Origin of the sequence: Planococcus sp. 1R117A (assembly GCF_051417975.1) — a bacterium.
In the GTDB taxonomy this organism is placed as follows: domain Bacteria; phylum Bacillota; class Bacilli; order Bacillales_A; family Planococcaceae; genus Planococcus; species Planococcus shenhongbingii.
In genome coordinates, this window is the sequence record NZ_JBPRLO010000003.1 from 71,552 (window position 1) to 94,611 (window position 23,060).

31 protein-coding genes are annotated in these 23,060 nt (G+C 44.0%); 9 read left to right on the plus strand and 22 right to left on the minus strand.

The genetic code is table 11. The features are described 5' to 3' along the window. Positions 1-51: 51 nt before the first annotated feature. The 12 genes from ACSFXN_RS10075 to ACSFXN_RS10130 form a co-directional block, all read right to left on the minus strand. A complete protein-coding gene (locus ACSFXN_RS10075) occupies positions 52-267 on the minus strand; it encodes a YozE family protein (RefSeq protein WP_437149980.1) in 216 nt (71 codons plus the stop codon). An 88-nt stretch (positions 268-355) separates the two neighbouring features. After that, positions 356-781, minus strand: a complete 426-nt coding sequence (gene msrB, locus ACSFXN_RS10080; RefSeq protein ID WP_437149981.1) for a peptide-methionine (R)-S-oxide reductase MsrB — start codon at positions 779-781, stop codon at positions 356-358. Further along, positions 778-1,308, minus strand: a complete 531-nt coding sequence (msrA, locus tag ACSFXN_RS10085) for a peptide-methionine (S)-S-oxide reductase MsrA (RefSeq protein ID WP_301854522.1) — start codon at positions 1,306-1,308, stop codon at positions 778-780. Before msrA ends, msrB begins: the two co-directional genes overlap by 4 nt. A gap of 15 nt (positions 1,309-1,323) precedes the next feature. Then, on the minus strand, positions 1,324-1,899 hold the full coding sequence (locus tag ACSFXN_RS10090; RefSeq protein WP_437149982.1) for a YpmS family protein: 576 nt from the start codon (positions 1,897-1,899) through the stop codon (positions 1,324-1,326). Between the two features lie 12 nt (positions 1,900-1,911). After that, positions 1,912-2,709, minus strand: coding sequence for a GDSL-type esterase/lipase family protein (locus ACSFXN_RS10095; protein ID WP_437149983.1), 798 nt, complete (start codon positions 2,707-2,709; stop codon positions 1,912-1,914). A 77-nt stretch (positions 2,710-2,786) separates the two neighbouring features. After that, entirely contained in the window at positions 2,787-3,626 is an 840-nt protein-coding gene (locus ACSFXN_RS10100; RefSeq protein ID WP_437149984.1) for a DegV family protein, read from the minus strand. Between the two features lie 78 nt (positions 3,627-3,704). Beyond that, complete coding sequence (locus ACSFXN_RS10105) at positions 3,705-4,448, minus strand: lysophospholipid acyltransferase family protein (RefSeq protein WP_437149985.1); 744 nt, start codon at positions 4,446-4,448, stop codon at positions 3,705-3,707. Next, the gene (locus ACSFXN_RS10110) at positions 4,441-4,938 is read right to left on the minus strand and encodes a dihydrofolate reductase (protein WP_437149986.1); all 498 of its coding nucleotides are present in this window, start codon (positions 4,936-4,938) and stop codon (positions 4,441-4,443) included. The genes ACSFXN_RS10105 and ACSFXN_RS10110 overlap by 8 nt, the downstream gene beginning before the upstream one ends. A gap of 12 nt (positions 4,939-4,950) precedes the next feature. Beyond that, the gene (locus ACSFXN_RS10115) at positions 4,951-5,895 is read right to left on the minus strand and encodes a thymidylate synthase (protein WP_437149987.1); all 945 of its coding nucleotides are present in this window, start codon (positions 5,893-5,895) and stop codon (positions 4,951-4,953) included. A 171-nt stretch (positions 5,896-6,066) separates the two neighbouring features. Continuing rightward, positions 6,067-6,663 (minus strand): YpjP family protein, encoded by a 597-nt coding sequence (locus ACSFXN_RS10120; protein ID WP_437149988.1) that lies wholly within the window; start codon positions 6,661-6,663, stop codon positions 6,067-6,069. Between the two features lie 343 nt (positions 6,664-7,006). Then, a complete protein-coding gene (locus ACSFXN_RS10125) occupies positions 7,007-7,786 on the minus strand; it encodes a class I SAM-dependent methyltransferase (RefSeq protein ID WP_437149989.1) in 780 nt (259 codons plus the stop codon). Then, the gene (locus ACSFXN_RS10130; protein WP_300989377.1) at positions 7,783-8,220 is read right to left on the minus strand and encodes a BrxA/BrxB family bacilliredoxin; all 438 of its coding nucleotides are present in this window, start codon (positions 8,218-8,220) and stop codon (positions 7,783-7,785) included. Before ACSFXN_RS10130 ends, ACSFXN_RS10125 begins: the two co-directional genes overlap by 4 nt. A gap of 495 nt (positions 8,221-8,715) precedes the next feature. On the opposite strand from ACSFXN_RS10130, the gene ACSFXN_RS10135 reads away from it, so the two are divergent. Beyond that, entirely contained in the window at positions 8,716-8,943 is a 228-nt protein-coding gene (locus ACSFXN_RS10135) for a hypothetical protein (protein WP_437149990.1), read from the plus strand. A 203-nt stretch (positions 8,944-9,146) separates the two neighbouring features. Here ACSFXN_RS10135 and ACSFXN_RS10140 read toward each other — a convergent pair whose 3' ends face one another. Then, positions 9,147-9,356: a hypothetical protein gene (locus tag ACSFXN_RS10140; RefSeq protein WP_437149992.1), complete on the minus strand. Its 210-nt coding sequence runs from the start codon at positions 9,354-9,356 to the stop codon at positions 9,147-9,149. Positions 9,357-9,733: 377 nt separating this feature from the next. Here ACSFXN_RS10140 and ACSFXN_RS10145 point away from each other — a divergent pair, with 377 nt between their 5' ends. Continuing rightward, positions 9,734-9,970, plus strand: a complete 237-nt coding sequence (locus ACSFXN_RS10145) for a hypothetical protein (protein ID WP_437149993.1) — start codon at positions 9,734-9,736, stop codon at positions 9,968-9,970. An 83-nt stretch (positions 9,971-10,053) separates the two neighbouring features. Here the strand turns inward: ACSFXN_RS10145 and ACSFXN_RS10150 are convergent, their stop codons facing one another. Both ACSFXN_RS10150 and ACSFXN_RS10155 read right to left on the minus strand, forming a co-directional pair. Continuing rightward, entirely contained in the window at positions 10,054-10,440 is a 387-nt protein-coding gene (locus ACSFXN_RS10150; protein WP_437149994.1) for a VOC family protein, read from the minus strand. A gap of 47 nt (positions 10,441-10,487) precedes the next feature. Then, positions 10,488-10,757: a hypothetical protein gene (locus ACSFXN_RS10155; RefSeq protein ID WP_437149995.1), complete on the minus strand. Its 270-nt coding sequence runs from the start codon at positions 10,755-10,757 to the stop codon at positions 10,488-10,490. A gap of 239 nt (positions 10,758-10,996) precedes the next feature. On the opposite strand from ACSFXN_RS10155, the gene ACSFXN_RS10160 reads away from it, so the two are divergent. Further along, positions 10,997-11,239, plus strand: a complete 243-nt coding sequence (locus tag ACSFXN_RS10160) for a hypothetical protein (protein WP_437149996.1) — start codon at positions 10,997-10,999, stop codon at positions 11,237-11,239. 61 nt (positions 11,240-11,300) lie between these two features. Here the strand turns inward: ACSFXN_RS10160 and ACSFXN_RS10165 are convergent, their stop codons facing one another. From ACSFXN_RS10165 to ACSFXN_RS10180, 4 genes are all read right to left on the minus strand, one after another. After that, a complete protein-coding gene (locus tag ACSFXN_RS10165; protein WP_437149997.1) occupies positions 11,301-11,624 on the minus strand; it encodes a hypothetical protein in 324 nt (107 codons plus the stop codon). A 654-nt stretch (positions 11,625-12,278) separates the two neighbouring features. After that, positions 12,279-13,409 carry a conserved virulence factor C family protein gene (locus tag ACSFXN_RS10170; RefSeq protein ID WP_437149999.1) on the minus strand — a complete coding sequence of 377 codons (1,131 nt, stop codon included), beginning with the start codon at positions 13,407-13,409 and terminating at the stop codon, positions 12,279-12,281. Positions 13,410-13,539: 130 nt separating this feature from the next. Further along, entirely contained in the window at positions 13,540-15,423 is a 1,884-nt protein-coding gene (locus tag ACSFXN_RS10175; RefSeq protein ID WP_437150000.1) for an ABC-F family ATP-binding cassette domain-containing protein, read from the minus strand. After that, a complete protein-coding gene (locus ACSFXN_RS10180) occupies positions 15,420-16,052 on the minus strand; it encodes an HD domain-containing protein (protein WP_437150001.1) in 633 nt (210 codons plus the stop codon). The genes ACSFXN_RS10175 and ACSFXN_RS10180 overlap by 4 nt, the downstream gene beginning before the upstream one ends. 166 nt (positions 16,053-16,218) lie before the next feature. Here ACSFXN_RS10180 and ACSFXN_RS10185 point away from each other — a divergent pair, with 166 nt between their 5' ends. After that, a complete protein-coding gene (locus ACSFXN_RS10185) occupies positions 16,219-16,425 on the plus strand; it encodes a cold-shock protein (RefSeq protein ID WP_301854558.1) in 207 nt (68 codons plus the stop codon). Between the two features lie 78 nt (positions 16,426-16,503). Here the strand turns inward: ACSFXN_RS10185 and ACSFXN_RS10190 are convergent, their stop codons facing one another. Continuing rightward, positions 16,504-18,465 carry a hypothetical protein gene (locus tag ACSFXN_RS10190; protein WP_437150002.1) on the minus strand — a complete coding sequence of 654 codons (1,962 nt, stop codon included), beginning with the start codon at positions 18,463-18,465 and terminating at the stop codon, positions 16,504-16,506. Positions 18,466-18,483: 18 nt separating this feature from the next. Further along, positions 18,484-19,707, minus strand: coding sequence for an ATP-grasp domain-containing protein (locus ACSFXN_RS10195; protein WP_437150003.1), 1,224 nt, complete (start codon positions 19,705-19,707; stop codon positions 18,484-18,486). A gap of 141 nt (positions 19,708-19,848) precedes the next feature. On the opposite strand from ACSFXN_RS10195, the gene ACSFXN_RS10200 reads away from it, so the two are divergent. Next, complete coding sequence (locus ACSFXN_RS10200) at positions 19,849-20,418, plus strand: GNAT family N-acetyltransferase (protein ID WP_437150004.1); 570 nt, start codon at positions 19,849-19,851, stop codon at positions 20,416-20,418. Between the two features lie 511 nt (positions 20,419-20,929). Here the strand turns inward: ACSFXN_RS10200 and ACSFXN_RS10205 are convergent. Then, positions 20,930-21,127, minus strand: coding sequence for a zinc-finger domain-containing protein (locus tag ACSFXN_RS10205; RefSeq protein ID WP_437150005.1), 198 nt, complete (start codon positions 21,125-21,127; stop codon positions 20,930-20,932). A 143-nt stretch (positions 21,128-21,270) separates the two neighbouring features. On the opposite strand from ACSFXN_RS10205, the gene ACSFXN_RS10210 reads away from it, so the two are divergent. The 4 genes from ACSFXN_RS10210 to ACSFXN_RS10225 all read left to right on the plus strand — a co-directional run bounded on the left by ACSFXN_RS10210 (position 21,271) and on the right by ACSFXN_RS10225 (position 23,044). Beyond that, entirely contained in the window at positions 21,271-21,954 is a 684-nt protein-coding gene (locus tag ACSFXN_RS10210; protein WP_437150006.1) for a queuosine precursor transporter, read from the plus strand. 8 nt (positions 21,955-21,962) lie between these two features. Continuing rightward, positions 21,963-22,352 carry a ribonuclease HI family protein gene (locus tag ACSFXN_RS10215; protein ID WP_437150007.1) on the plus strand — a complete coding sequence of 130 codons (390 nt, stop codon included), beginning with the start codon at positions 21,963-21,965 and terminating at the stop codon, positions 22,350-22,352. 143 nt (positions 22,353-22,495) lie between these two features. Next, positions 22,496-22,705 carry a hypothetical protein gene (locus ACSFXN_RS10220; RefSeq protein WP_437150008.1) on the plus strand — a complete coding sequence of 70 codons (210 nt, stop codon included), beginning with the start codon at positions 22,496-22,498 and terminating at the stop codon, positions 22,703-22,705. An 18-nt stretch (positions 22,706-22,723) separates the two neighbouring features. Then, positions 22,724-23,044, plus strand: a complete 321-nt coding sequence (locus ACSFXN_RS10225) for a hypothetical protein (protein WP_437150009.1) — start codon at positions 22,724-22,726, stop codon at positions 23,042-23,044. Positions 23,045-23,060 lie beyond the last annotated feature (16 nt).

Genomic DNA, 23,060 nt, shown 5'->3' on the forward strand with positions numbered 1-23,060 from the left:
TTTAGTCGTACTTATCATACTGTTTTTTCTTAAGGAGTGCAACGCATTGCCTTAAAGCTTTGTATATTCGTCCCACATCGCATCAAAAGTTGAAGCTTTCATAACGGGATGGGCTTTTTCTTCAATGTATCTGGACAGTTTTTCGAAATCTTCCGAGTTTTTCGGGAAGCTGTGATCCAAAAACATAGCGTCGGCAAAACGCGAAAAATCATCCGCATGAAGCTTCCCGCGATATTTTAACGCAAATTGATAAAATGAACGTCTCATGTTCTTCCTCCCCTCTGTTGTGCCATAAGAAAAACGCCGTTGCTGCAGTTTGGACATAAAAAACCCGGACAGCTGTCCGGGTCTTCAGTTATTCAAACAACTGCTTGTATTCGGAGTAACCTTCCGCATCCAGCTGGTCTTTAGGAACAAAACGCAGCGCCGCGGAGTTGATGCAATAACGCATGCCGCCAAGAGAAGACGGGCCATCCGGGAACAAATGCCCTAAATGGGAATCCGCAGTCGCGCTGCGCACTTCTGTTCTTCTCATGCCATGGCTCGTATCAAAATTCTCTTTAACCTCGCTGCCTTCTAACGGCTTGGCAAAAGCCGGCCAGCCGCAATGTGCATCGTATTTATCTTTTGAACTGAATAATGGTTTTCCGGACACAATGTCTACGTAAATGCCTTCTTCAAAGAACTGATCATATTCTCCTTGGAACGGCGGTTCTGTGCCGTTTTCCTGTGTAACGTGGTATTGCATCGGTGTCAATTTTGCTTTTAAGTCTTCCTTCATGATTGTCCACCCCAATTTCTTTCGATAAATCCTGCTCTGCCAGAACCGACTGAATAACGGTTGTAGTGAGCCGGGTTTTTCTTATAATAGTCCTGATGGTAATCTTCTGCCAAATAAAACGGCTTGGCTTCAATTATTTTCGTTGCAACCGGTTTGGAAAACTTGCCTGAGCTCTCCAGTTCTTGCTTTGATTTTTCAGCTGCTAACCGCTGCTCTTCCGAATGATAGAAAATAGCGGTCTGATAGGACTGCCCGCGGTCGAAAAACTGGCCGCCTGCATCGGTTGGATCGATTTGTGTCCAAAAAACCTCCAGCAATTTTTCATATGGAAAAACATCGGGCTGAAACGTGATCTGAACCGCTTCGTAATGGCCAGTCGTTTCAGAACATACTTGTTCATAAGTCGGATTTGGCACGTGTCCGCCAGTATAGCCGCTGACTACCGATTCAATTCCATCATAGGAATCGAACGGTTTGATCATACACCAAAAACAGCCGCCCGCAAATGTCGCTTTTTCTGTCTTCATCCCATCACTCCGTTCTTATTGCTGAATAGTAACGCGCAACCGAATATCATCTTCTTTTAAATTAAATGAAGTCGCCTGAACCGATATGCCATCGTCCAGCGGAATATCAGTCAGTTTTAATAATACTTGTTCTTCTGTTGGATTAACTTCCATAAATTTAGGAAGATCTACCGAATCCTGTAACAATTTTAACGCAGATTCAGGTGGAATATCCAGCATACCAACTTCCACTGATTTTTGGATCAGCAATAAATTGCCGTCTTCTTGAACAAATGGATCAAACCTCAGCAGGATTGGCAAAGCGACTGAAAACACCTCAAACTCAGTGGACAAGCTGACATCGCCATTTACCGCCAAAGTCAATGGAATTGGCGAGTCGGCCATGGCTTGCTGGATATAGGTGTTCGCTATGCCTTCAAAATCCGCTTTAGTTACATTCAGTACAACTGAATTGCCATCCAATTCTTGTACCGTGTTTGCGCTTGCCAAGGAATGGCCTTTCGCTGGAGTGGTAATAAAGATGAAAAATGCCAAAACGGCGACAAGGTTTAGTCCCAGCAGCACAAAAAATGCCAAGCGCCATATTTTCAAAACAATCACTTCCTATTCCTGAAAACTCAAATCGCATTCTTCCATGCGCTCAAGAATCCGTTCTGTCATTAAGTCATATCCTTTGCTGTTTGGATGAAAAAAATCGGTATGATAAACCAGATTATCATTGCCGATAAACAAATCACTCACCGGCACATAACAAGACAGCGGGTCCGCTTCTGTAATTTCCCTCATTGATTTGTTGTATTCCATGACGATTTTATCGAATTCTTCGACTTCATCCGTAATCAGTGAAAATGGGTTATATATCCCAATCGTAATGATTGGAACGGTCGGGTTAATTGACCTGATGGAAGCAAAAATAGTTTCATAGCGGTTTTCATATAATACCAGTTCATCAGCGAAAGCTTCTAGATTCAACGAAAACAAATCCCGCTTCACAATCCGCATGATATCATTGCCGCCGATAGTCATGATGACATAATCCGCTTCTGATAATGGTCCAGTCAATTGTCCTTTTTGGAACATAGCAAGCAGTTGATCGCTTTTCCGGCCCCTTTTCGCTGTATTTTCCACGATGGCTCCTCTTACTCCTGGCCAATCACTGATTTCACTGGCCAGTCTGCCGACATAGCCGCCTTTGTTTTCTGTGTCTCCCACTCCCTGCGATAAGGAATCCCCAAGCGCTGTAATAATGAGGGCTTGAGGCACAAAGTTTGGGGGCACGCGATAATCAGTAAACGCAATCGGCACACGGGGTTCCGCTTCTTCATTGCCAAAGATGAATGATGAACCGCATCCCGCTAAAAACAATATTGCCAACACCAAAATAAACAGGATGCGTTTCATATTTATCTCCCCTTTTTATTTTTGAGATTGAGATAGCTAATTTCTGCAGTCCCGCATTATCTGGTCAGCCGTTTCGTTTAATCTGTATAGAACATAAAGCCGATGGCGCCAATTCCCGTATGGGTGGAGATGACCGGCGTTGTGAAGTCCATTCGGATATCGGTATAGCCTGCTTCTTCAAGCTGCTTTTTCAATGGATCTGCGATGCTCAATCCATCTGCATGGGCGATGCCAATGCCTTTTACCAGCTTTCCAGCAGTCCGTTTCTTGAAATCGTCCATCAAATACTGGACCACTTGTTTATAGCTTCGGACTTTTGCTACGGGCGTATATTCGCCGCCATCCAGCGAAGCGATCGGCTTGATCTTCAAAAATGAGCCGAGCATAGCCCGCCCTTTGCCGATGCGGCCGCCTTTCACCAGATTATCCAATGTATCTACGACTACATAAAGTTTGCTGTTTTCGCGGATTTCATTGACCCTTGCCACGATTTCTTCCATCGTTTTCCCTTGCTTCGCCATATCAGCGGCTTCAAACACTTGAAAAGCCAGCGCATGCGATATATAGCGGGAATCGATGACGGTTACATCCGTATCCGTCAATTCCGCAGCTGCCCGGGCGGATTCAACGGTGCCGCTCATGCCGCCAGTCATATGGATGGACAGCACCTGATCGCCATTCTGTCCTAAACGGTCGTATAATTCTTTGAATACACCGGGAGCCGGCTGTGAACTTTTCGGCAGCTCAGGTGTATTTTTCATCAAATCCAGAAAAGCTTTTGGCTCCAGATCGACGCGGTCCAGATAAGTTTGTCCGCCGATTTGGATGCTTAACGGAACCACATGAAGATTATATTTCTCGATGACTTCCGGTTTCAAGTCTGCCGTCGAGTCGGTTACGATGTGAATTTTCGACATGAAATCACTCTCCTTCTTCCTTATATTCCTATTATTCAATCGTCTGAAACGTTGTCCCATGTTGGTAAAAAAACAGATCTACTTGAGATCTGTTTTTTCTTGCGCCATCGATTGGACTTCCGTTTCCACCGTTTTTCTGACCAGCTCAATCAGCTGCTTGGCTTCTGTTTTTTCAACGGTCTCAGCCAAAATCGGTTCAAGCACCCGGATGGTGACATGTCCCGGCCGAATTTTGTTGTTGTTTTTCTCCATGATATCGGACGTTCCATGTATCGCAATCGGAACGATCGGCACACCAGCGTCTTTAGCGATCCGGACGAATCCAGTCTTAAAATCGCTTATGCCTTCGCCTTTGCTGCGGGTGCCTTCCGGAAATATCAGAATAGAATGGCCATCTTTCAGCTTTTGGGCCGTATCGGTTATCGATTTATAGGCGCTTCGGCGGTCAGTCCGGTCCAGAAATACGCAATTCATATCTTCCATGTAAACCGGAATCACCGGAAATTTCTTCACTTCTTTTTTTGAAATAAACCCAAATGGTTTGGGGATTTCCGACAGCAGGACCGGAATATCAAAATTGCCTTCATGGTTTGCCACCAGCAGTGCCGGCCCTTCCGGCAAATTCTCCAAACCGCTTGTTTCAATTCGGCTTTTCGTCCGTTTCAGGATGCCTTTTGCCCATTTTTGCGGTTCGGTGTGGATCAAAGCATCGTACTCCTGCTTGCTCAAGGTTTCTTTTTGGGCCTGGAATTTTTTAAGATTCACAGCTGCCATCGGTAAATAACCGAACAAGAATGAAAAAGTCCGGACCGAATTATACATGGCCGCCTGCCGAATTATGCCGTTCAAGAACCTGATAAACAAATGGCGTTTCACCGGAAAGCTGTTCTTCCGATTCCGTTACAATTGTCCATTCTGGTCCATATTCCGGGAAAAATGTATCTCCGTCAAAATCCTGTTTGATCAATGTGATGTACAAGCGGTCAGCAACCGGCAAAATGGAACGGAAAATCTGTTCCCCACCGATCACCATCACTTCTTCGTGCATTTCTTCAGCAAGGCGAACCGCATCCTCCAAAGTATGGACGACATCGACTCCTTCAGCTTGATATTCCGAATTGCGGGTTACCACAATATTGCGGCGTTTGGGCAACGGCCGGCCAATCGATTCAAATGTGTTGCGGCCCATGACAATGCCTTTTCCAACTGTGTGTTTTTTAAAATAAGCCAGATCTTCAGGAATATGCCATGGCAATTGGTTGTCTTTTCCTATAACCCGGTTTGGATCGTGCGCTACCATCAATGAAATCATCTCTATTCCCCCTTAAACTGCAACAGGCGCTTTGATGCGCGGATGCGGATCATAACCTTCAATTGTAATATCCGACAATTCCAGATCGAAAATGGACGTTACTTCCTCATTGATCTTCAATGTCGGCAATTTTTTCGGTTCCCGCGTTAATTGTTCATTCACTTGTTCTAAATGATTCGAATACAAATGGGTATCTCCCGTAGTGTGAACAAAATCGCCCACACCCAAACCACATTCCCGCGCGATTAAATGCGTCAGCAAAGCGTAAGATGCAATATTGAACGGCACGCCTAAAAAGACATCGGCACTCCGCTGGTACAGCTGACACGATAATTTTCCGTCAGCCACGTAAAATTGGAACATGATGTGGCAAGGCGGAAGCGCCATGTCGTCGATAAACTCCGGGTTCCAAGCCGTTACGAGATGACGGCGGGAATCCGGGTTCTTTTTAATCGATTCGATCACATTTTTCAATTGGTCGATGGTGCCGCCGTCCGTTTTTGCCCACGAACGCCATTGTTTGCCGTAAACCGGACCCAGGTCGCCGTATTTTTCTGCGAAACCTTCTTCATTTAAGATTTTTTCCTGAAAAATCGCCATCTGTTCGTTGTAAAGTGCCGCGAAAGCCGCATCTTTCTGTGAACGTCTGCCGAAATCGGTCATGTCCGGGCCAGTATAGTCGTCGCTTTCCACCCATTGGGCAAACGCCCATTCATCCCAAATATGATTATTTTCAGCCAGTAAAGTTTTGACATTCGTATCGCCTTTAATGAACCAAAGCAATTCCGATACAATCAGGCGGAATGCCGTTTTTTTAGTTGTCATCAATGGAAAGCCTTCGTTTAAGTCGAAGCGCATTTGATGGCCGAACACGCTTAACGTGCCAGTTCCTGTCCGGTCTTCCTTTTTCGCGCCACTATGTAAAATATGCTGGCATAACTCCAAATATTGTTTCATTTTATTCGCCTCCATTATTATGTTTATCATAACAAAAACACACAGTTAGTTAAAATTTTAAATTCTGTGCTCCTATTGAAATGAAAAGGCCTTCCAACATTTCAATAAATGTGGAAGGCCTTTAGAATCGCTTATTCAATTTAAAATATCATATTTTCAATAACCGTCGTTTTAAGATAACCATTTCGGCGGCGTGTTCTTGGACCAATAGATGTCTCCGAGTGCTATATGCTGCTGGAAATTATCGTCCGCTACATGGTAATGGAAATTGAAGAAATAGCCTTCGAGCGGTTTTTTCTCGGTTCGGACATGGAAACGGATTGCGTCTTTTGAAGTTTCCGTATCATAAATGTGGAAAATCTTTTCTGCATGGTCACCGGATGGTTTTTCTGAAATAGCCAGTTTGCGTAACGTCTCGCCATCTAATCCTGCTAAATGCATGTCGATCGCCTGCTGGATATTCGGCAAAATGGCCGTCTTGAATTCATCGCTGATCACCGGACCGATTTTAGAACCGAATTTCAGATAAGCCTGTTCTTCGGCGGATTGATGTACAGTCTCCAATATTGACGGTTGGGTACTATAATACAGTTCGCTCGGGTCAATCCAGTCATAGCTATATTGTTTGCCATTGCCAGTTGATGCCTGCGAGTCGCTAGGCGTTTTTTCATCTAATAAAGTTTCCCAAATCAGATGGTTGGGGGATATTACTCCCAAAGTCAAAACGGCAACTGCAATCATCAGTGACTTTTGCCACCACTTCTTCATCCATATCACCTTCAATTTTGAACAATTTAGTAACGCGCTTTCTAAATTATACGAATTTCGCCTGTAAAGGTTTCATCTTCTTGAAATTCATTGTACAATAATATTAATCATATAGCTCTGTTTTTTCGAAAAAGGAGGATTTATTCATGGATGCATCATTGCTAATCGGTATTGGACTATTATTTTTGCTAGGATATTTGACTTCATTGAACTTCACAGACTAAACTCAAACATCCTATATACATGAAATAAAAAACTGCGGCTGATTGCTGCAGTTTTTTATTATGCTAAAATATTGAAAAAAAAGGGTGCGGAATTGATTATTCCGCACCCTTTTCTTGGTCTATTTTATTCGGCAGTCAATGGCACCGTAATGGAATTTAGTATTGGGCCGCACTCTTCTGTTAAAACCGAACGTTTCAAAATCGCTGGACCGGAAATGGGCTTTCAGCACCACGCTTTTGCGTGCTGTCCGGACCGCTTCAGCTACCCATTCAGCGGTCAGCTGCCCGTTGTCAGCTGATGCCCGGATCGGTTTAAAATTGGAGGCTTCTGAAATTTCTTCCGTAAACATCGGATCCATATAAACTACGTCAACCGAATTATCCTCCAAAGTCTTCAGAAAATCGACGGCATTATTGGAAATGACTTCGATTTGCTTCATAGCATCCGTTAAATGCGGCATTGCCTCATAGCTTTGCAATCCTTGCTGGATGACATATGCCATGGCCGGATGGCTTTCACAGCCGATGACTCTCCCCCGGCTGCCTACTCGATATGATGCCACAATCGCATCAGACGCCATACCGAGCGTACAGTCGAGAAAAACATCTCCTTCTTCAAGGCAAGATACATCGATAAGCGGATCCTCTTCGATAGGCCGCTTGGTCCTGAAAGCTGATGAATTCGGATGAAAAAAGAACGGCTCAGTTTTGCCCAATGGGTAAAACTCGAGACGTTCTTTTGCCGCAATCAGCACATCCGCGCATTCTTCCGCATGGATTTTTTCAATCGAACGCTTTCTCCGCAGCACAAACGGTATGGAAAGGTCTTTTGCCGTTTTCACTGCCAGCCGGTCGGTCCGTTCATTCGGCCGGTATGCTGTTGTGACGATTGTCTTCACTGAGCTTTTACCTGTTCCAGCACTTGCGTCAAATGGTCACGGATATGGTCTACATCGTGGTCTTCAATTTGTTCACGTGGAATAAAGTATGCCAGTTCCCCGTCTTTCAGCACCGCAATCGACGGTGAAGAAGGTGGAATCTCATCAAAATAATTGCGCATTTGAGCAGTTGCTTCTTTATCCTGCCCGGCAAAAACCGTCACCAGATGATCCGGCTTCGCATCAGTAGCCTGGATTGCTTCAATCACTGCAGGACGAGCCAAACCGGCCGCACAGCCACAGACAGAGTTGATGACCACTAAACTGGTTCCTTTAGCTTCTGCCATATGCTCGTTGACTTCTTCAGCAGTCAAAAGCTCTTTAAATCCATTGGCAGTCAATTCCTGGCGCATCGGTACAACGATGCCTTTCATGTATTCATCATATGCGTTCATAATTTCCCCTACTTTCACATTTTTCATTTTCGCTTGGTGCAGCGCTTTTCTTCTTTTTCATTCTAACCCAGTTCCCATTCATTTTCATAATTTCCCGTTTTGAATGTGAGCTTTTTAGTAATGTCTTTTTTTCTTTATGAGTAGCTTGCTTAAAAATATAAGAAATTTAGTTTCTTCTATAACGAAAACAGGTACTGTGAAATTTGTTAACCCAGTCCGGAAGTATGGAAAAAAGGATTTGAACAACTGGAATGATGTACTGCATTTTACATATAATATGAATAGATTATTATTCATCGGCGATCGATCATTTAGCTGTCATATTGCCAGATGATTTTGGAAAGTTCATGAACTTTCCTTCAAGCTTAAAATTGAATGACCGTTCACAAATTGAACAAATGTTAAGGGCTAGTCTTATTGTAAACTTTTATTCATTACCACTATAATAGTAGTAGGATTTAATACCTAACCAAAGTTACCTAAGGAGAAATAAAAATGAACACGATTTACGATGTAGAAAGAATTCTTCTGACTAAAAAAGATAATGTAACTGCCAGGCGGTGGATTAAAGAAGCCAGTATAAAACAGCGAATATTAGACCTCCATACTTCCGTTAACGATTATCATCTTACAATTAACCGGCCCGACCTCATTCAATCTTTGGAAGAAAGTATCGATGATTATTTGTTGAACCCTTCCTTTATCAACGTATATTTATATTGATAAAAGCAAAAAGCAGTATGAAATACATAAAAAAAGAAAGAGGCGGGGGTTAACAATGCAGAATTTTAAATGGCGTTATATAAAAATCTATCTTAATACCCTAAACAACGTGGAACTTGGCCTTGTCACGGTTGATTTCCAATAAAAAATTCTCCTGCTGAAGTTAAGTAAAAAAAGAACGCCCACTTGGACGTCCTTCTAGCTCATTTAAATTCTTTGATGAACTGGCTCACGGCTTCATCAATAATTTCTTCATTAATCTCATCAAATGTATAAAAACCCTTATGGTTTTCTCCACTAATCAATTCTGCAACAACTACATACCCTGTATCTCTTTCATGCCAAAATTCTGCAGCAAAAAGCCCTTGATCGTTTCTGACTACAATGCGTTTGCTGGGATAATGCTTGGTCACCATTTTCCCTCCTTCCTATGTCAGGATTATTCGACATTCAACATTGGGTTCCTTCTGAAAACTCTAGGTTTCGCAAGAAGTTGTTCAATATAAAATTTCCTTCTTTTCTCGGAGAACAAGTTATTTAGCCCATACAAATAATGTCATCCACTCTTCTGGGTAAGCAGCTCAAGAACTGGCTGAACCTTCATATATGACCGTTTCTTGAACAGGTGTTTGTCCTTTTTATGACAGTCTGTTCTGCCTATACTGTTCATGGTTGTTTTTCGTCAATTATCATATTATTATAAACAAAACAATGACCGGTGCTATGGTTCATTTCTATAGGAAAACATAATTTATGAACCATTAACTATAGAAAAAAGGAGCTGTGAACGATGGATACAGTTCAAGATGTTGAGATCTATCTTTTAAGCAAAAAATACAATTTAACTGCACGGCGTTGGGCAAAAAATAAGCGCATCAAACAGCGGATTTTGGAAAAACACTTGATGTGGAACGGAGACCATCTAAAGATTAACCGCATTGATATGCTGCTGCCATTGAATATCAATATTGACCATTACTTGGAACATCCATCCTTGATCGATGACCAATTCAAGCCTGGGATTTAAGCCTATGGCTATTTTTTTTGGCTTTTCGAGTTTGTTCACTCTGCTTGCCTGCCTTTGATGCCTCCAAAGGCATTCTGTTTTATTCATATTTGAGTAATAGCGCAAAAGGCTCCTTCAGGATATTCAATTACCGCGTAGCTCCCAGCCCGGCCAAGTTCTTTCGATTCAAAATGGATTTTGCCTCCCATTGTTTTGCACGCTTCGATGCTTGTTTTTAAATCTTTAACGCCAAAATAAACCAGCCAAACAGCCGGAAGCCCTGCATTTTGACCTTCAGGATGGCAAATGCCCGCAACAGGAGTCCCATCATCTGTGGCCATGACATAGTCTTCATAATTCCCCATGCTCAAACCGCTATGTTCCCACCCTATAACTTCTTTGTAAAAATCACGTACTTGATCTGTTGCTTTTACCGTTAAATCAGCGGAAATTATGGTTCCTGGGATTGGATCGTTTTGCTGCCTCTCCATTTCGGCCCTCGCCTTCTACAGAAATTAATCATTTGCTTTAAAGCCATTCAACTTCTGTTGTCCGGATATCTCCTGGATACATTCATCGATTCGCATAGCTTTTTATGAGCTTTTGATCCGATGCCTTCCGGCAAAATTACCGGCTCCGCTTCAATCACAATATTTTCCGCCATATATCTGGCATCTAATTTTTCATAAAAATGATGGATTTCAAGTACATAAAATGCGCTTAAGCCGTCGTCTTCCCGGAAATTCAAGAAATCCCCCGGGATAGGACGGTAAAACGAATCTTCCGATATGGGAATGGTGAATTGCATTTCTCCGCCCCCTGGAGGTACAATATGCACCGCAATCTCCATAACTCAACTCACACCTTTCTGATGTGTTTTCCAAATCATAATGTTAACAACTGTCATTTTTCATATATTTCATTTACATTTCTTTCCTGTAAAATCCACAAATGCATGGGAAATGGTGTTATAGTGGAGTTAATGAATTACATGGATTCTTTTTGACTTTTCTTAGTCGCTTTCCATTTACGGAAAGGAGAATGCAAATGTCATTTGAGAGCATTAGAGAGCTTTTAAAAACTATGCGTTTTTACAACACTGTCAATATTGTTCAGTCGTTTCACAGAGGAGAGAAAGCTTGTCTCACCGTAAAATGCGTAAAAAACACGCGCACTCTGGAAGTGACTTTTATTGACACAGCGAAGGTCGAGTATTTCGACTGTTTTGAAGCGGCAGCTGCTGCCATCCATCAAACCATCAACCTAAACACACAAACCCAAACCACCTGAACCTTCAGGTGGTTTTTTTTGCCTCAAATTCTGCCATTGCATTCTTCCCTGAAGAACTTCATTAATGCGAATGTTTCTGTTCATACTTCCGGTTAATAAATTCCAGCATTTCCTCAAAAAGATTGGCCTCATACCAAACATAAGGAACTACTTGTGAAACGCCATCACTTTTAATCTGCAAATTGGTTGCAGATAACTGCGCAATTTTCGAGTCGTCGACATCTTCTTCGTTTTCATGGATTTCATGGCCTGCAAATTCTTTTTTCACTTTTTCGAAAAACCAGTTCCGCTTGGTTTCACTTTCAAAATCCCAAGATTCATACTTGCCTTGGCACAGCAATTCAATTGAATAAATTTCATTTTCCATTTCAAGATCTTTGCCCATAAATACACCCCTATTCGCAATTAACTGTTGAATAAATATAGTTTCATGCAGTTTACCTCTTTCGGGGCTTCGGAAAACCTTTTAGGCAAAACAAAAAGCCGGCACATCAAAATGTGCCGGCTTTTCCAACTTGTTGAGAAAGATAAAATTTGTATTAGGTATTATCCCTTAAGCGATATTCCACCAACCAGCTGCGAAGACATTGGCCGAGAGTAGTGAGGCCAATGTCTTTGCGACGAAGCTAGCGAAGCGATGCAGGAGCATATGTTTTAAAGCCGCGGACGTCTCCGCTGTTTGGCTTCATATCTAAATAGCAGGAAGCAACAAAAGAGAAATTACTCAAACAGTCACACTTTTAGAGAGTTTCAAAAGGTAACAAAAGGAAGTTGAATGCAGCGGAAGGCGGCGAAGGGCAAAGATGTGCTCCTGCAGCGCCAGGCGCTTCGTCGCAAACGAACCATGCAAAAATACTTTTGCACGATTCGCTTCCTGTGGAAATAATATGAACTGAAGACCCTGGACTGAGCAAAGCGTAGGAAGCGGCTGAAGCCATGTCCGCGGAAAGCGTCCCACCTGGAGCGAAATGAGAAAAGACTGCCGAGAGTTTCTCGACAGCCTAAAAAGCCGGCACATCAAAATGTACCGGCTTTTCCTCTATTCTTCTTTCATAGCTTGTCGCGCTTCGGTCATTTGCTTCCACACCGAACCTTTTGCGTCTTCCCCTTGTTCGATGCGGGCAATCGCCATTTTAATCTGGAGTTTCACTTCAAACTCCGGATCATTTTCCGCTTCTTTCAGCGCTGGCAATGAGGCTTCTGTTCCTGTTTCGTATAAGAACATCGCCGCACGCCAACGAACCAGTTTATTTTTATCTTTTAAGGTTTCCATCATGATTGGCTCGAACTCTTCAAAGCCGAGATCGCTGATCGTATCTCCTGCAGTTCTTCGGACAGCCCAGCTTTTATCTCTCATCGCTTTTTCCAGTAGAGGGACAACCGCTTTATCCCGGATATCGCCTAAATAAATAGCGGCTTGCCGGCGGATGGACATCTTTTCATCTTCCAAAGCTTTTGCCAAGAGCGCCAAATCGCTGAGTTCCCCTTCATTCATCTGTTCGAGCAATTGGAAACGGGTTTCCCAATCCGGCACATCGAATTCTTCCAGTGTCACTTTCCGGCCGCGTTCAATCGGCTCCGGCTCTTCGGAATGGTTTTGTTCGACCATCGCATCCAAACGTTCTTGTGGGTAGGCAGCTGCAAGCTCTTCTACCATGCCTAGGCCGATTTCTTCTTTTTCGCCGTAGCGGACGCCGTAATCCGCCCATTTTCGCTGCAGCAAATAGTTTTCTTCTGTCGGGTCCAGCACTGCCTGCATCGCTGCAACAAAGTTTTCCGGCATCGCAAATCGTTTTTCAGAATGGCTGTCAAAAACTTTCACTTGCAAAGGAATGCCTTTAAATTGCTGAACATGGACATAGATTTCCCCAAAATGTTCATCTATTTCGATTTCTTCATTGGAATGCCCGCTGTCGTCGCCGAAAACCCGGCGCACTTCCGCCAAAATCGTTTCCCAATCGAATTTGGCCAGTCTTTCAACTGCTAAAAAATCGGCTACATGATACACGCCTTTGACTCCGGCAATCGAAAGGATCGCTTGGATTTCTTTTGGGGCGCCTTCCAGATTGTCTTTATGGTAATTATGGCTTTTGCCAAACGGCAATTCCTGGTCAATAATGACTTTCATCGTATTCGGGCTTGGTGTTGGTTCAATCGTTACAATTTTCACGCGTAATCCCTCCTGTGGTTAGTATACGCTGCCTCTCTTTGGCGGCGTGTACTGACTAGCTGTTACAGGCCAATATAATGACTTAACGTGCCGCGGCAGAAAAAATCCTTCATTGTTAAAGTCTTTATGTTTATGATTCCGCCATTTCCTGAAGATGCGTCCATCGCTCGATCAACGCATCGTATCGCGCAGTTAAAGCATCTATGTCTGCTGTCAGCTTATTCAATATTTCAAAATCCGAACCCGCTTTGGCCATTTCAGCTTCACGTTCTTCGATTTGGGATTCGACTTCTGAAATATCATCCAGAATCGTTTTGTACTCCTGCTGTTCTTTAAAGGTCATTTTCTTTTTCGGTTTTTCCACTTTTGCCGGTGCCGGAGCTTCCTGCACCGGGGCAGCTTTCAGCTCTTCAGCAGTAACTGGTTTTTCTTTGATGAAATCGGTATACAGGCCCTGATATTCTAAAATCTCTCCTGTGCCGGTCGTCCACAGCTTGCGGGCAATCCGGTCCAGGAAAAAACGGTCGTGGGAAATTGTGATGACAACGCCCGGGAAGTTTTCCAAAAAGTCCTCTAATACGGACAAGGTCTGAATATCCAAATCATTCGTCGGCTCATCCAATAACAAGATATTCGGCTGCTCCATCAATAATTTCAGCAAGTACAGGCGCTTCCGCTCCCCGCCGGACAATTTGCCGATTTGAGTGCCGTGGCCGTTCGATGGGAACAAGAACCGTTCCAGCATTTGCGTAGCGGACAATCGAACGCCTTTTGCCGCTTCATAATCGCTTGAAATTTCCTGGATGTATTCAATCATCCGCTGAGATTCATTCATTTCAGGCAAATGCTGCGTGAAATGGGCGATTTTAACGGTGCTGCCGTACTCCAATTTGCCTTCAGTCGGCTCATAGTCACCGGCGATCAATTTCATCAGTGTCGATTTTCCTGCGCCATTCGGCCCGACAATTCCGATGCGGTCACCGCCTTGCAACAGGAAATTGAAGTTGCGGAAAATAACGTTGTTGCCAAACGCCATTCCCAAGTTTTCGCCTTCAATGATTTTTTTGCCGAGGCGCTGGCTTTGCATCGACAATTCCAATGAAGTATTGTCATTTTCAGTCTGTACATTTTCTTTGATTTCTTCAAAGCGCTGGATGCGGGCTTTCTGTTTCGTTGAACGGGCTTTCGCACCGCGGCGAATCCATTTCAATTCTGACCGGAAACGGTTTTCCAGTTTTTGCTGGGATGAAGCTGCCATTTCATCACGGATGGCTTTGTTTTCTAAATAATCCCCGTAATTCCCTTTATGCGTATACATCGTCTGGTCTGCCAACTCGAAAATATGAGTGGAAACCGCGTCCAGGAAATACCGGTCATGCGTCACGAAGAGCATGGCACTGTTCATGCGAAGCAGAGTTTCCTGCAACCATTCGGTTGAAGCCGCATCTAAATGGTTGGTCGGCTCATCAAGCAATATCAAATCAGCAGGCTCGATCAATGCTTTCGCCAACGCTACACGTTTCCGCTGGCCTCCTGAAAGCTCACTGATCAATTGATCGAACATGTCTATGCCCAGCTTTGTTAAAGCGGTTTTTGCAAGCGCATTGATATCCCAAGCGTTTTCCTGTTCCATGCCTTCTTGGATTCTCATCAATTCATCTTGAAGTTCCGTAGAACTGGAATCGACCATCATATTTTTCAAGGCTCTTTCATATGAACGGTTTAATGCCAAAATCGGCGAGTCGCCGGAAAACACCGTTTCCAGCACCGTCAGTGACTCATCAAACTCCGGCTCTTGTTTCAAATAAGTGATGGCATATTTTTTCGGATGATCCATGTTGACCGAGTCCGCTTCTATTTCTTCAGCTAAAATTGACATCAATGTAGATTTCCCTGTGCCGTTGACGCCGATCAACCCTGCACGTTCACCTGGATACAAAGAAAATTCCACGTCTTTAAAAAGGGTTTTAGCTCCTACAGTTTTTGTTAAGTTTGTTACGTTTAAGTGGCTCATTTATTCCCATCCGTTTCTTTTATAAGTTGCTTTAAAAAGGATAGCATAAATTGGTGGCGTTCTTCAGCAATTTGCTTTCCTGTCTCGGTATTCATCTGGTCTTTCAACAGCAATAATTTCTCGTAAAAATGAGTTGCGCTGCTTGTCGGTTTTGAACGGTACTCGTCTTCAGTCATCTCGCTTCGCGGCTCTTCTTCCCAGTCATACAACTTCCGGCCTTTAGCGCCGCCGTATGCAAAGGTGCGCGCGATGCCGATGGCGCCGATCGCATCGAGCCGGTCTGCATCTTGTACAATGCGGGCTTCGATAGTAGCGGGAATAGCACCATGGCCTCCTTTGAACGATACGGACTGGATGATTTCTTTGATCTGGCTGTTCTGCTCTTTACTTAACTTCAAGCTTTCCAGAATATCCGTTTCTAAATCTTCATCCGCTTTTTTGTATTTGGGGTCAGACACATCATGCAGCAGCACTGCCAGTTCGACAATGGACGCGTCCGCTTTTTCTTTCTTTATAATAGCTTTGGCATTTTGCCGTACCCGTTCGATATGCTGCCAGTCATGGCTTGCATCAAATGTTTCATAAATCTGTTTTACTGCTGTTTCGCATTGCTGTATGGTTTCAAGCATAAGATTTTCGGCTCCTTTTGTTCTATTATAACCTGTAACCTTGTCCGAATGTCCGATTAGTCCTGTGATATTGACGATTTGAAGTCCTTCGGGTATAGTATAAGCCAACCATTAAAAGGCTTTTTAATGGTTCCACGACAATACTCAATATATAGGGGGAACGTGCATGCACCAAGGTAAGGTAAAATGGTTTAACACGGAAAAAGGCTATGGGTTTATTGAGTATAACGATGGTGATGACGTTTTCGTCCACTTTACAGGAATCCAAGGTGACGGGTTCCGGACCTTGCAAGAAGGAAAAACCGTCTCTTTCGAAATTATTGATGGAAATCGTGGACCGCAAGCTGCAAATGTAATTGAAATCGAAAGTTAACAAACTATTTTTCAGATAATATAAAGAGACCCGGAGAAAATCATCTCCAGGTCCCTTTTTTTGTTTCAGCTCATTCAATCAAATCCATGTATACGTTTTGCCCCAGCTTTCCCGTGACAAACGCTCAATTTCTTCCACATCTGCATCCTCGACCATATACGTATCACCTTGTTCATAAGGGTTGTAATGGAAAGCATACATACGGGCAGTGAATTGATGGAACGGCAGCGATGATTCGCCTTCAAGCTCTCCGTGGCCCTGGACACTGGTTTCAATGCCTTGCCCCCAGTTTTGGCCGCTGTCATTGTTTGGATTGTAGAAATAAACACGGACTTCGCCTTGCTCATCCTGGTCAATCCGCTGAATTGATACAGCATGAAGCCCGAGCAGCCGGCCATGGACATTGGTGATGTAAATCCCCACAGGGTTCGGGTGGATCAATTCATAGCCTTCATTATACTCTGGATGATGGGTGGCATAGAACAGGCGGACAAACGCCTGATAATCCGTTACATAGCCTGTCAGCGGGTCGATAATATTGATAAAGCCTCTCGGGATCCATTCACCGTAGAACTCCGGATTGACCCATTTATGGCCGTCTTCACCGCGCAATAACGTCTTCTTCATCATTTCATTGTAGATTTTATCGAGATGCGGCACTAGTACGACCGAAACAGGATCCAGCTCTTGATGGATTTCTGCCGCCACTCCGCCTTCAATCGTATTAGAGTGAATAACTTCCCCTTCAAACGTAATATCAATATCATTTTCCCGGACAGCCCGGGCGATGTACTCGAGCAATTGGCCAATGCCATGCTGAGCCCAGAGGCTGATGGCCCGGGCGGATTGGCAAGTCGGGTTCAGCCCTTGGCCGATGCCAAGCGGCTGGCCTAAAACGCTGATCACGCCTCCTACGAGAACGCCATTGGCGGTGATGCCGCCTTTGCGATGCTCTCTTCGCAAAAGAACTTTTTTAACGTCCGGATGGACATCGATTTCGAACAGCCTGCGCAGAGCCGGCAGCAATGGATCCTGGGTCAGTACTCCACGGTCCAGCATTCTAGACAAACCGTAAAGCACTTTGCTGGTTTCCGGATGGACGGCAATTTGAATCATGTCCCGGACCAGCTCGGCATTGGCATTGAAGCTGGCGGTGCCTATTTCAGATAAACTTAGGGCTTCCGGAATCAAATCTGAATACTTGCGGTTCAAGTAGCGGATAAAGATGGCATTCGCCGGAGCCACAAGGCCGGTCGTATTCATCGATTCTGCGAAAGCGCGGCTTTCTGAGCGCAGCGTTTCTTCATCCACTTCCATCAGATGCTTGCGGTATTCCCGCAAGTTCGGAAATTTTTCGGTCAAAGGCGTCGGCGTAGTGATGGCTTTTTTAAACGACATTAAGTTTTCTTTCGTGCTTTCTTCGATATTCTCATCAATCATTTGAGTTGCTGTTTCAATCATGTGAATGATGCGGTCCACCATGATCGGACGCTGGACAGTCAACCGGCCGATTTCTTCAACCAGCTTGTTGGCTACTGCTTTATACGATAAACGCCCGCCCAAAAAGCGGAATAAGCGTTCTGCCCGTTCCGTGTGTTCACCGGCTTCCACTCGGGCTGCTTCCGTTTCTGCCGGGAAAAGCAAATCGAGGTTTAAAGCAAGCACTTCGTTCAGGAACGTGGCCGCTTCCTCTGCCGTTACTTCCGTGTGCTGGTATTTCCCTTCAGAAATGGCCAGCATGCGCAGTTCGCTCAGCATTTCCACAACAGAATTGATGCCTCGGATTTTCAGCGAGCCGCCGACAAAAGGCGGTTCCAAATTTTCCGCTTCTGTCCATGGCCCTCCGTGGAATACACCGGCCTTATCAAAATCAGCAGCATAGTCATACAGCATTTCCAACCCTTCGTCTGTCGCCGCCAATTCTGTTGCTAATTGAAAAACTTCCGTCTGATACATGCTTTTTGCAAACGGCTTGGCTTCTTCCAATGAGCGAAGAGCCTGTTCAAATTTATCTTTTACAGACGTCAATTCTGTTGCCATTATAATTCCCCCAGATAATTAAAGATAAAAATCGAATTTCTCGTAATTCTTCAATAGCTCTTTCATCCGGTCACTGTCTTCCCCAAAGAAGAATAAGGTGCCGTAATGGTTCCCAAAGCCGACGCGTTCCGCTACTTTAGAGGTCACTGGAATAAATAAATCGTGTTTTTCAAAATAAGAATCGGCCTTCAATTCATCCGGAACATTAAGTTTTTCAATCAGCCGGACACGCGGATAGACCATCAAACTTCCTGCATAGCCTTTAGCAGAAGTGACTTCTTCAGGGAAAAACGCTTCCAGTTCTTCAGCGGTAGTATCTGGATCGCTGCATAGTATTTGAGCCTGGAAAGCGTTAAAGCCATAGGCTCTTTCGATCAAGTCGAAAATATGCCCTCCCGGTACCCGGGCTGCCACTTCCCCGAAATTCAATGTGCCATCATGTGAAATGAAATATTCCGGATGAATTACACCGTAACTGATTTCAAATGAATCTACCAGTTTTTGGATTTCATTCAAAATTTGCGGACGATAAGCTTCCAGTGCCGGGGAAGCCGGCACGAAATTGGAATGGCCCAGCTTCACATACTCTGTAATATTGAGGAACTTCACTTGCCCATCGTGAATAAAAGCTTCGCATGAAAATTCCTGTCCGTCCAAATGGCTTTCCATTAAATAAGGGAATTCTTCTTCTATTTTTTCAATATCTGCCGCATCGCGGATGACCATATGGCCGACGGTTCCAGCTTTATTGAGCGGCTTAATATGAATCGGATCGTTTAAATCTCCTTCAATTTTGATCAGCGCATCATTTACACGCTTTAAAAAGCGATGGATGTCATCTTTGGAATAAGCTTCTTCAAATACCCCTACTTTAATGCCCGACATTTGGGCTTTCCGTTTCATCAAACCTTTGTCCCGGAGCAAAAGCGAGCGGTTGAAAACTCGAGGGTCATCAAAAAAACGGGCATTCAGCGCTCCTGCCCATTCTACAGTTTCTTCATAAATTGGTACTGCCACTTTAGTATCCATGTCATTCAAAATTTGGTAAAGCTCTTCTGAACCTTCATTGAGGCGGTCAAAATCCCAGCCCACAAAATTGATGTCGTTTTCTTTTGCAAATCCTTCAAAATCAGGTGGGCCCACTACTACGTATGGCCGGTTAAGCTTATCAATCGCTTCAATCGCCGGCAGGCTCCATCCTAAAATTGCTGTTAGTTTTCCTCCATTATTCGTCGCAGACATTGAATCTCTCCCTTTCCCATTTGCACTTGCATTAGCTATTCTACTATATTACCTATTGAAAGAATATTCAAACCTGAAAAAATATTGGTTTAATTCCCTTCGTTTTGGGAACTTTATACAAAAAGAGAGGAGAAGAATGCCGTGGAGCCTTGGTTTCTGAAATTGAGAGAATATTTCCCTGCCAAAGAGATGAAATCAGAACAACATATGAAAACATTATTCGAGAAAAAATCAGACGCCTATAAATTGGATGAAAGCAAAAACCACACGCTGGTTTATTTTGAAAAACCGGATTTTTTATTTATCGATTATATATTGGTTAACAGTACTTCCCGGGGAAGCGGGCTAGGCAGCAAAATAATCGAAAAAGTGAAAACTAAAAACAAGCCCATCGTCCTTGAAGTTGATCCTATTACGCCTGAAGATCCCGAATCCGCCAAACGGGTGCGTTTTTACCAAAAGCAGAATTTCAGGAAAGCTCCATCGATCGAGTATGTACGGAAGCATCCGGTCACCGGCGAAAAAAGCGTCATGGATATTTTTTATTGGACACCTGCAGATACATCCGAAGAGTGGGTTTTGGAAAAGATGATGGAAGCCTATGAGGAAGTCCACGCTTTCGATAACGAAGCATTTTACGGAATCGAACCGCAGCCGGCCACGCAAGTTTTGCAGCTGGCAGAAGCCCGGCACCAACAGCAAGCCAAATAGAAAAGCCTGCATCGATATTCGATGCAGGCTTCAAACTGTAAACAAAGTGTACTATTAATGAATAAGTTTGTATAAATCCCAACCGATCCGGCCACTTCGCTTTCCGTGGGCTCGGCTTCAGCCTCCTCGTCACTGGCGTTCCTGCGGGGTCTTCAGCTCGAGCTGGTCCCACAGGAGTCTCGTGGCCGGACCGGTTGGGGGTGCCGCTTTGCTTCAAGGAATCCCTTACATCCAAGATGCCGCTTTTCAGATAAGTGAGGAGAAGCGCATCCGGTTTTCATCTCACGCCAGGTTCCGTAGTGGAAACCGGCGTCTCCTGCGGGATAGCGAAGTGCCGAAATCCACTCGGGCACCGTCCCGAGTTAGTTCGGCGCGAGCCCGCGGAAAGCGTCCGGTTGAAGCGCAGGAACCGGGGAGAGAACCTTGTTTTTTTATATTTATTCACATATTCTTTTGTCTACAAGCTCAAGCCTGCATCGAAAAAAATTCGATGCAGGCTTTTCTATGCGTTTCATTTATGATTGGTTCCTACTTTGTTTAACTCGTTTCCAAGGAATTGAAGCTGCGACCCAACTGAGCAATTGCTGATGCAAAAACGATGAGCAGCTGTTTTCCCCTGCTCTTTGCGAATTTGTTTCCTAACAAAACATCCTTCACAATATGTTTCCATCATTTCATCAATTTCATTGATAATTGAAAGTTTGTTCAAACTGTCACCCCTTTAAATTGCCATTCGCTTATTTTACTACTTATTTGTCTTTTAATCCAACACTAGTTATACTATCAAAGGACAATTTCATCTGATCAGCGGTTCGTAAACTCCCGCTTTATCAAAACTAAGGAGGAAACTACTTGTTTAACGAGTATTTGGGCCTCGGCTTTGCCGTGGTCAATTTTATTCTGCTGCTTATCATGTATAAATTTTTCGGGAAAACCGGATTGTTTGCCTGGGTAGCACTTTCTACAATTTTAGCGAATATCCAAGTCACGAAGACCATTGAAATTATCGGATTGACGGCTACGCTTGGAAATAGTTTATATGCTTCGACTTTTCTCGCTACCGATATTTTAAATGAGAAATACGGTCAAAAAGAGGCGAAAAAAGCGGTTTGGCTCGGATTCTCATCTCTTTTGATCATGATTGTAGTGATGCAATTCGGCATGAAGTTCATTCCAGCAAAAAGCGACTTTGCCAATGAGTCGCTGCATACGATTTTCGGATTGATTCCACAGCTTGCAGTCGCCAGTATGCTGGCTTATATCACCAGCCAGCATGTGGCCGTATATATATTCGCCGCTATCCGCAAAGTCTTTCCAAAAGACAGCCAGTTCTGGATCCGCAACAATGGCTCGACATTGATCAGCCAGCTGCTCGATACCTTTATCTTTACCAGTATCGCTTTTTACGGTGTTTATCCGTTTGATATTTGGTGGCAGATATTCATCTCGACTTACGTACTGAAATTCATTGTTTCAGTCCTTGATACACCGTTTGGCTATATCGCAAAAGCTTTAAAACCAATTGACGAAAAGTAGGTGGGGATATGCTTGAAGTTTTTGTAGACGCTGCGACTGCTGGATCACCGAAAGTCAGCGCTGTCGGCGTTTTTATCAGAGGCGAAGGCCACTCCATCAAATGGAGCGAATATGTCGGGGAAATGGACAACCATACCGCAGAGTTTACGGCACTGGTCAAAGGACTGGAGCTGGCGCGGGATTTGTCTACTCAAATGGTCTCCATCAAATCAGATTCCCAAGTGGCGGTTGAAGCTTTTGACAGAGGATTCACCAAAAACCCAAAGTTCAAACCGCTGCTGGAAGAAGCTCTCCGCCTGTCTGCTGAATTCGATTACTGTTTTATCAAATGGATTCCGGATTCCCAGAACCGAGCAGCGGACGATCTTGCCCGCACTAAACTGCGTGCCCATAAATAAATCCAGACTGCAGACTTGCTTGTTCAACTACAAGCGTCTGCAGTTTTTTTATCTACTCGTCTCTCTTCTGGATTTCAAAGTCGCTGCAGACTGCGCTTTAAAAGTCTGGTAAACTAGAGACAGTTGAATCTTGGAGGTAAATCATGAAATCAAAACTTGGAACAGTGCTCGATATTTTCATTCTGTTGGTTGGGCCTTGGATTATCTATACGCGGGTGCTCGAAATCATGGAAAACGGTGCTTCAATTTATCCGGTCATTTCAATCATCATCATTACGCTGGCTGTCTTATTCTCGGTTTATAACCTGTATTTGGCAATTTCAGCAAGACAGCAAGGCAATACGAAAAAATAGTTGAAAAGGTGATTCTTTTTGAAATCGGTTTTGTTTTACTTTGTTCCCCTGATTGTTTATGCAATGATCAACAATCTGGTTGAACGCTTGTATTGGCCATATTATGTGGCATTGCTTTTGGCATTCCTGGTCTTCCAGCTGGCGCGTTTGCGTTATCCCAAAGATGCCGTTCCGCCAATTGCGAAAATTACACAAGGCATCTTTTACATACTGACGGTCGCATTCATTTTCCGGGATCAATACTTAAACCCGCTGATGATCAATGTTTTGCTTGGCATTACGCTTGTCATCGTCATAGTTGAAATCATGCAATATAGAAGAAAACCATCGGCACGATAACCGGGTCCGTATCGAC

Coding starts and splice junctions, on each gene's coding strand:
- ACSFXN_RS10075 (WP_437149980.1), bottom strand. CDS start 267: ATGAGACGTTCATTTTATCAATTTGCGTTAAAATATCGCGGGAAGCTT.
- msrB (WP_437149981.1), bottom strand. CDS start 781: ATGAAGGAAGACTTAAAAGCAAAATTGACACCGATGCAATACCACGTT.
- msrA (WP_301854522.1), bottom strand. CDS start 1,308: ATGAAGACAGAAAAAGCGACATTTGCGGGCGGCTGTTTTTGGTGTATG.
- ACSFXN_RS10095 (WP_437149983.1), bottom strand. CDS start 2,709: ATGAAACGCATCCTGTTTATTTTGGTGTTGGCAATATTGTTTTTAGCG.
- ACSFXN_RS10100 (WP_437149984.1), bottom strand. CDS start 3,626: ATGTCGAAAATTCACATCGTAACCGACTCGACGGCAGACTTGAAACCG.
- ACSFXN_RS10105 (WP_437149985.1), bottom strand. CDS start 4,448: ATGTATAATTCGGTCCGGACTTTTTCATTCTTGTTCGGTTATTTACCG.
- ACSFXN_RS10110 (WP_437149986.1), bottom strand. CDS start 4,938: ATGATTTCATTGATGGTAGCGCACGATCCAAACCGGGTTATAGGAAAA.
- ACSFXN_RS10115 (WP_437149987.1), bottom strand. CDS start 5,895: ATGAAACAATATTTGGAGTTATGCCAGCATATTTTACATAGTGGCGCG.
- ACSFXN_RS10120 (WP_437149988.1), bottom strand. CDS start 6,663: ATGAAGAAGTGGTGGCAAAAGTCACTGATGATTGCAGTTGCCGTTTTG.
- ACSFXN_RS10130 (WP_300989377.1), bottom strand. CDS start 8,220: ATGAACGCATATGATGAATACATGAAAGGCATCGTTGTACCGATGCGC.
- ACSFXN_RS10135 (WP_437149990.1), top strand. CDS start 8,716: ATGAACACGATTTACGATGTAGAAAGAATTCTTCTGACTAAAAAAGAT.
- ACSFXN_RS10145 (WP_437149993.1), top strand. CDS start 9,734: ATGGATACAGTTCAAGATGTTGAGATCTATCTTTTAAGCAAAAAATAC.
- ACSFXN_RS10150 (WP_437149994.1), bottom strand. CDS start 10,440: ATGGAGAGGCAGCAAAACGATCCAATCCCAGGAACCATAATTTCCGCT.
- ACSFXN_RS10155 (WP_437149995.1), bottom strand. CDS start 10,757: ATGCAATTCACCATTCCCATATCGGAAGATTCGTTTTACCGTCCTATC.
- ACSFXN_RS10160 (WP_437149996.1), top strand. CDS start 10,997: ATGTCATTTGAGAGCATTAGAGAGCTTTTAAAAACTATGCGTTTTTAC.
- ACSFXN_RS10165 (WP_437149997.1), bottom strand. CDS start 11,624: ATGGGCAAAGATCTTGAAATGGAAAATGAAATTTATTCAATTGAATTG.
- ACSFXN_RS10175 (WP_437150000.1), bottom strand. CDS start 15,423: ATGAGCCACTTAAACGTAACAAACTTAACAAAAACTGTAGGAGCTAAA.
- ACSFXN_RS10180 (WP_437150001.1), bottom strand. CDS start 16,052: ATGCTTGAAACCATACAGCAATGCGAAACAGCAGTAAAACAGATTTAT.
- ACSFXN_RS10185 (WP_301854558.1), top strand. CDS start 16,219: ATGCACCAAGGTAAGGTAAAATGGTTTAACACGGAAAAAGGCTATGGG.
- ACSFXN_RS10190 (WP_437150002.1), bottom strand. CDS start 18,465: ATGGCAACAGAATTGACGTCTGTAAAAGATAAATTTGAACAGGCTCTT.
- ACSFXN_RS10195 (WP_437150003.1), bottom strand. CDS start 19,707: ATGTCTGCGACGAATAATGGAGGAAAACTAACAGCAATTTTAGGATGG.
- ACSFXN_RS10215 (WP_437150007.1), top strand. CDS start 21,963: ATGCTTGAAGTTTTTGTAGACGCTGCGACTGCTGGATCACCGAAAGTC.
- ACSFXN_RS10220 (WP_437150008.1), top strand. CDS start 22,496: ATGAAATCAAAACTTGGAACAGTGCTCGATATTTTCATTCTGTTGGTT.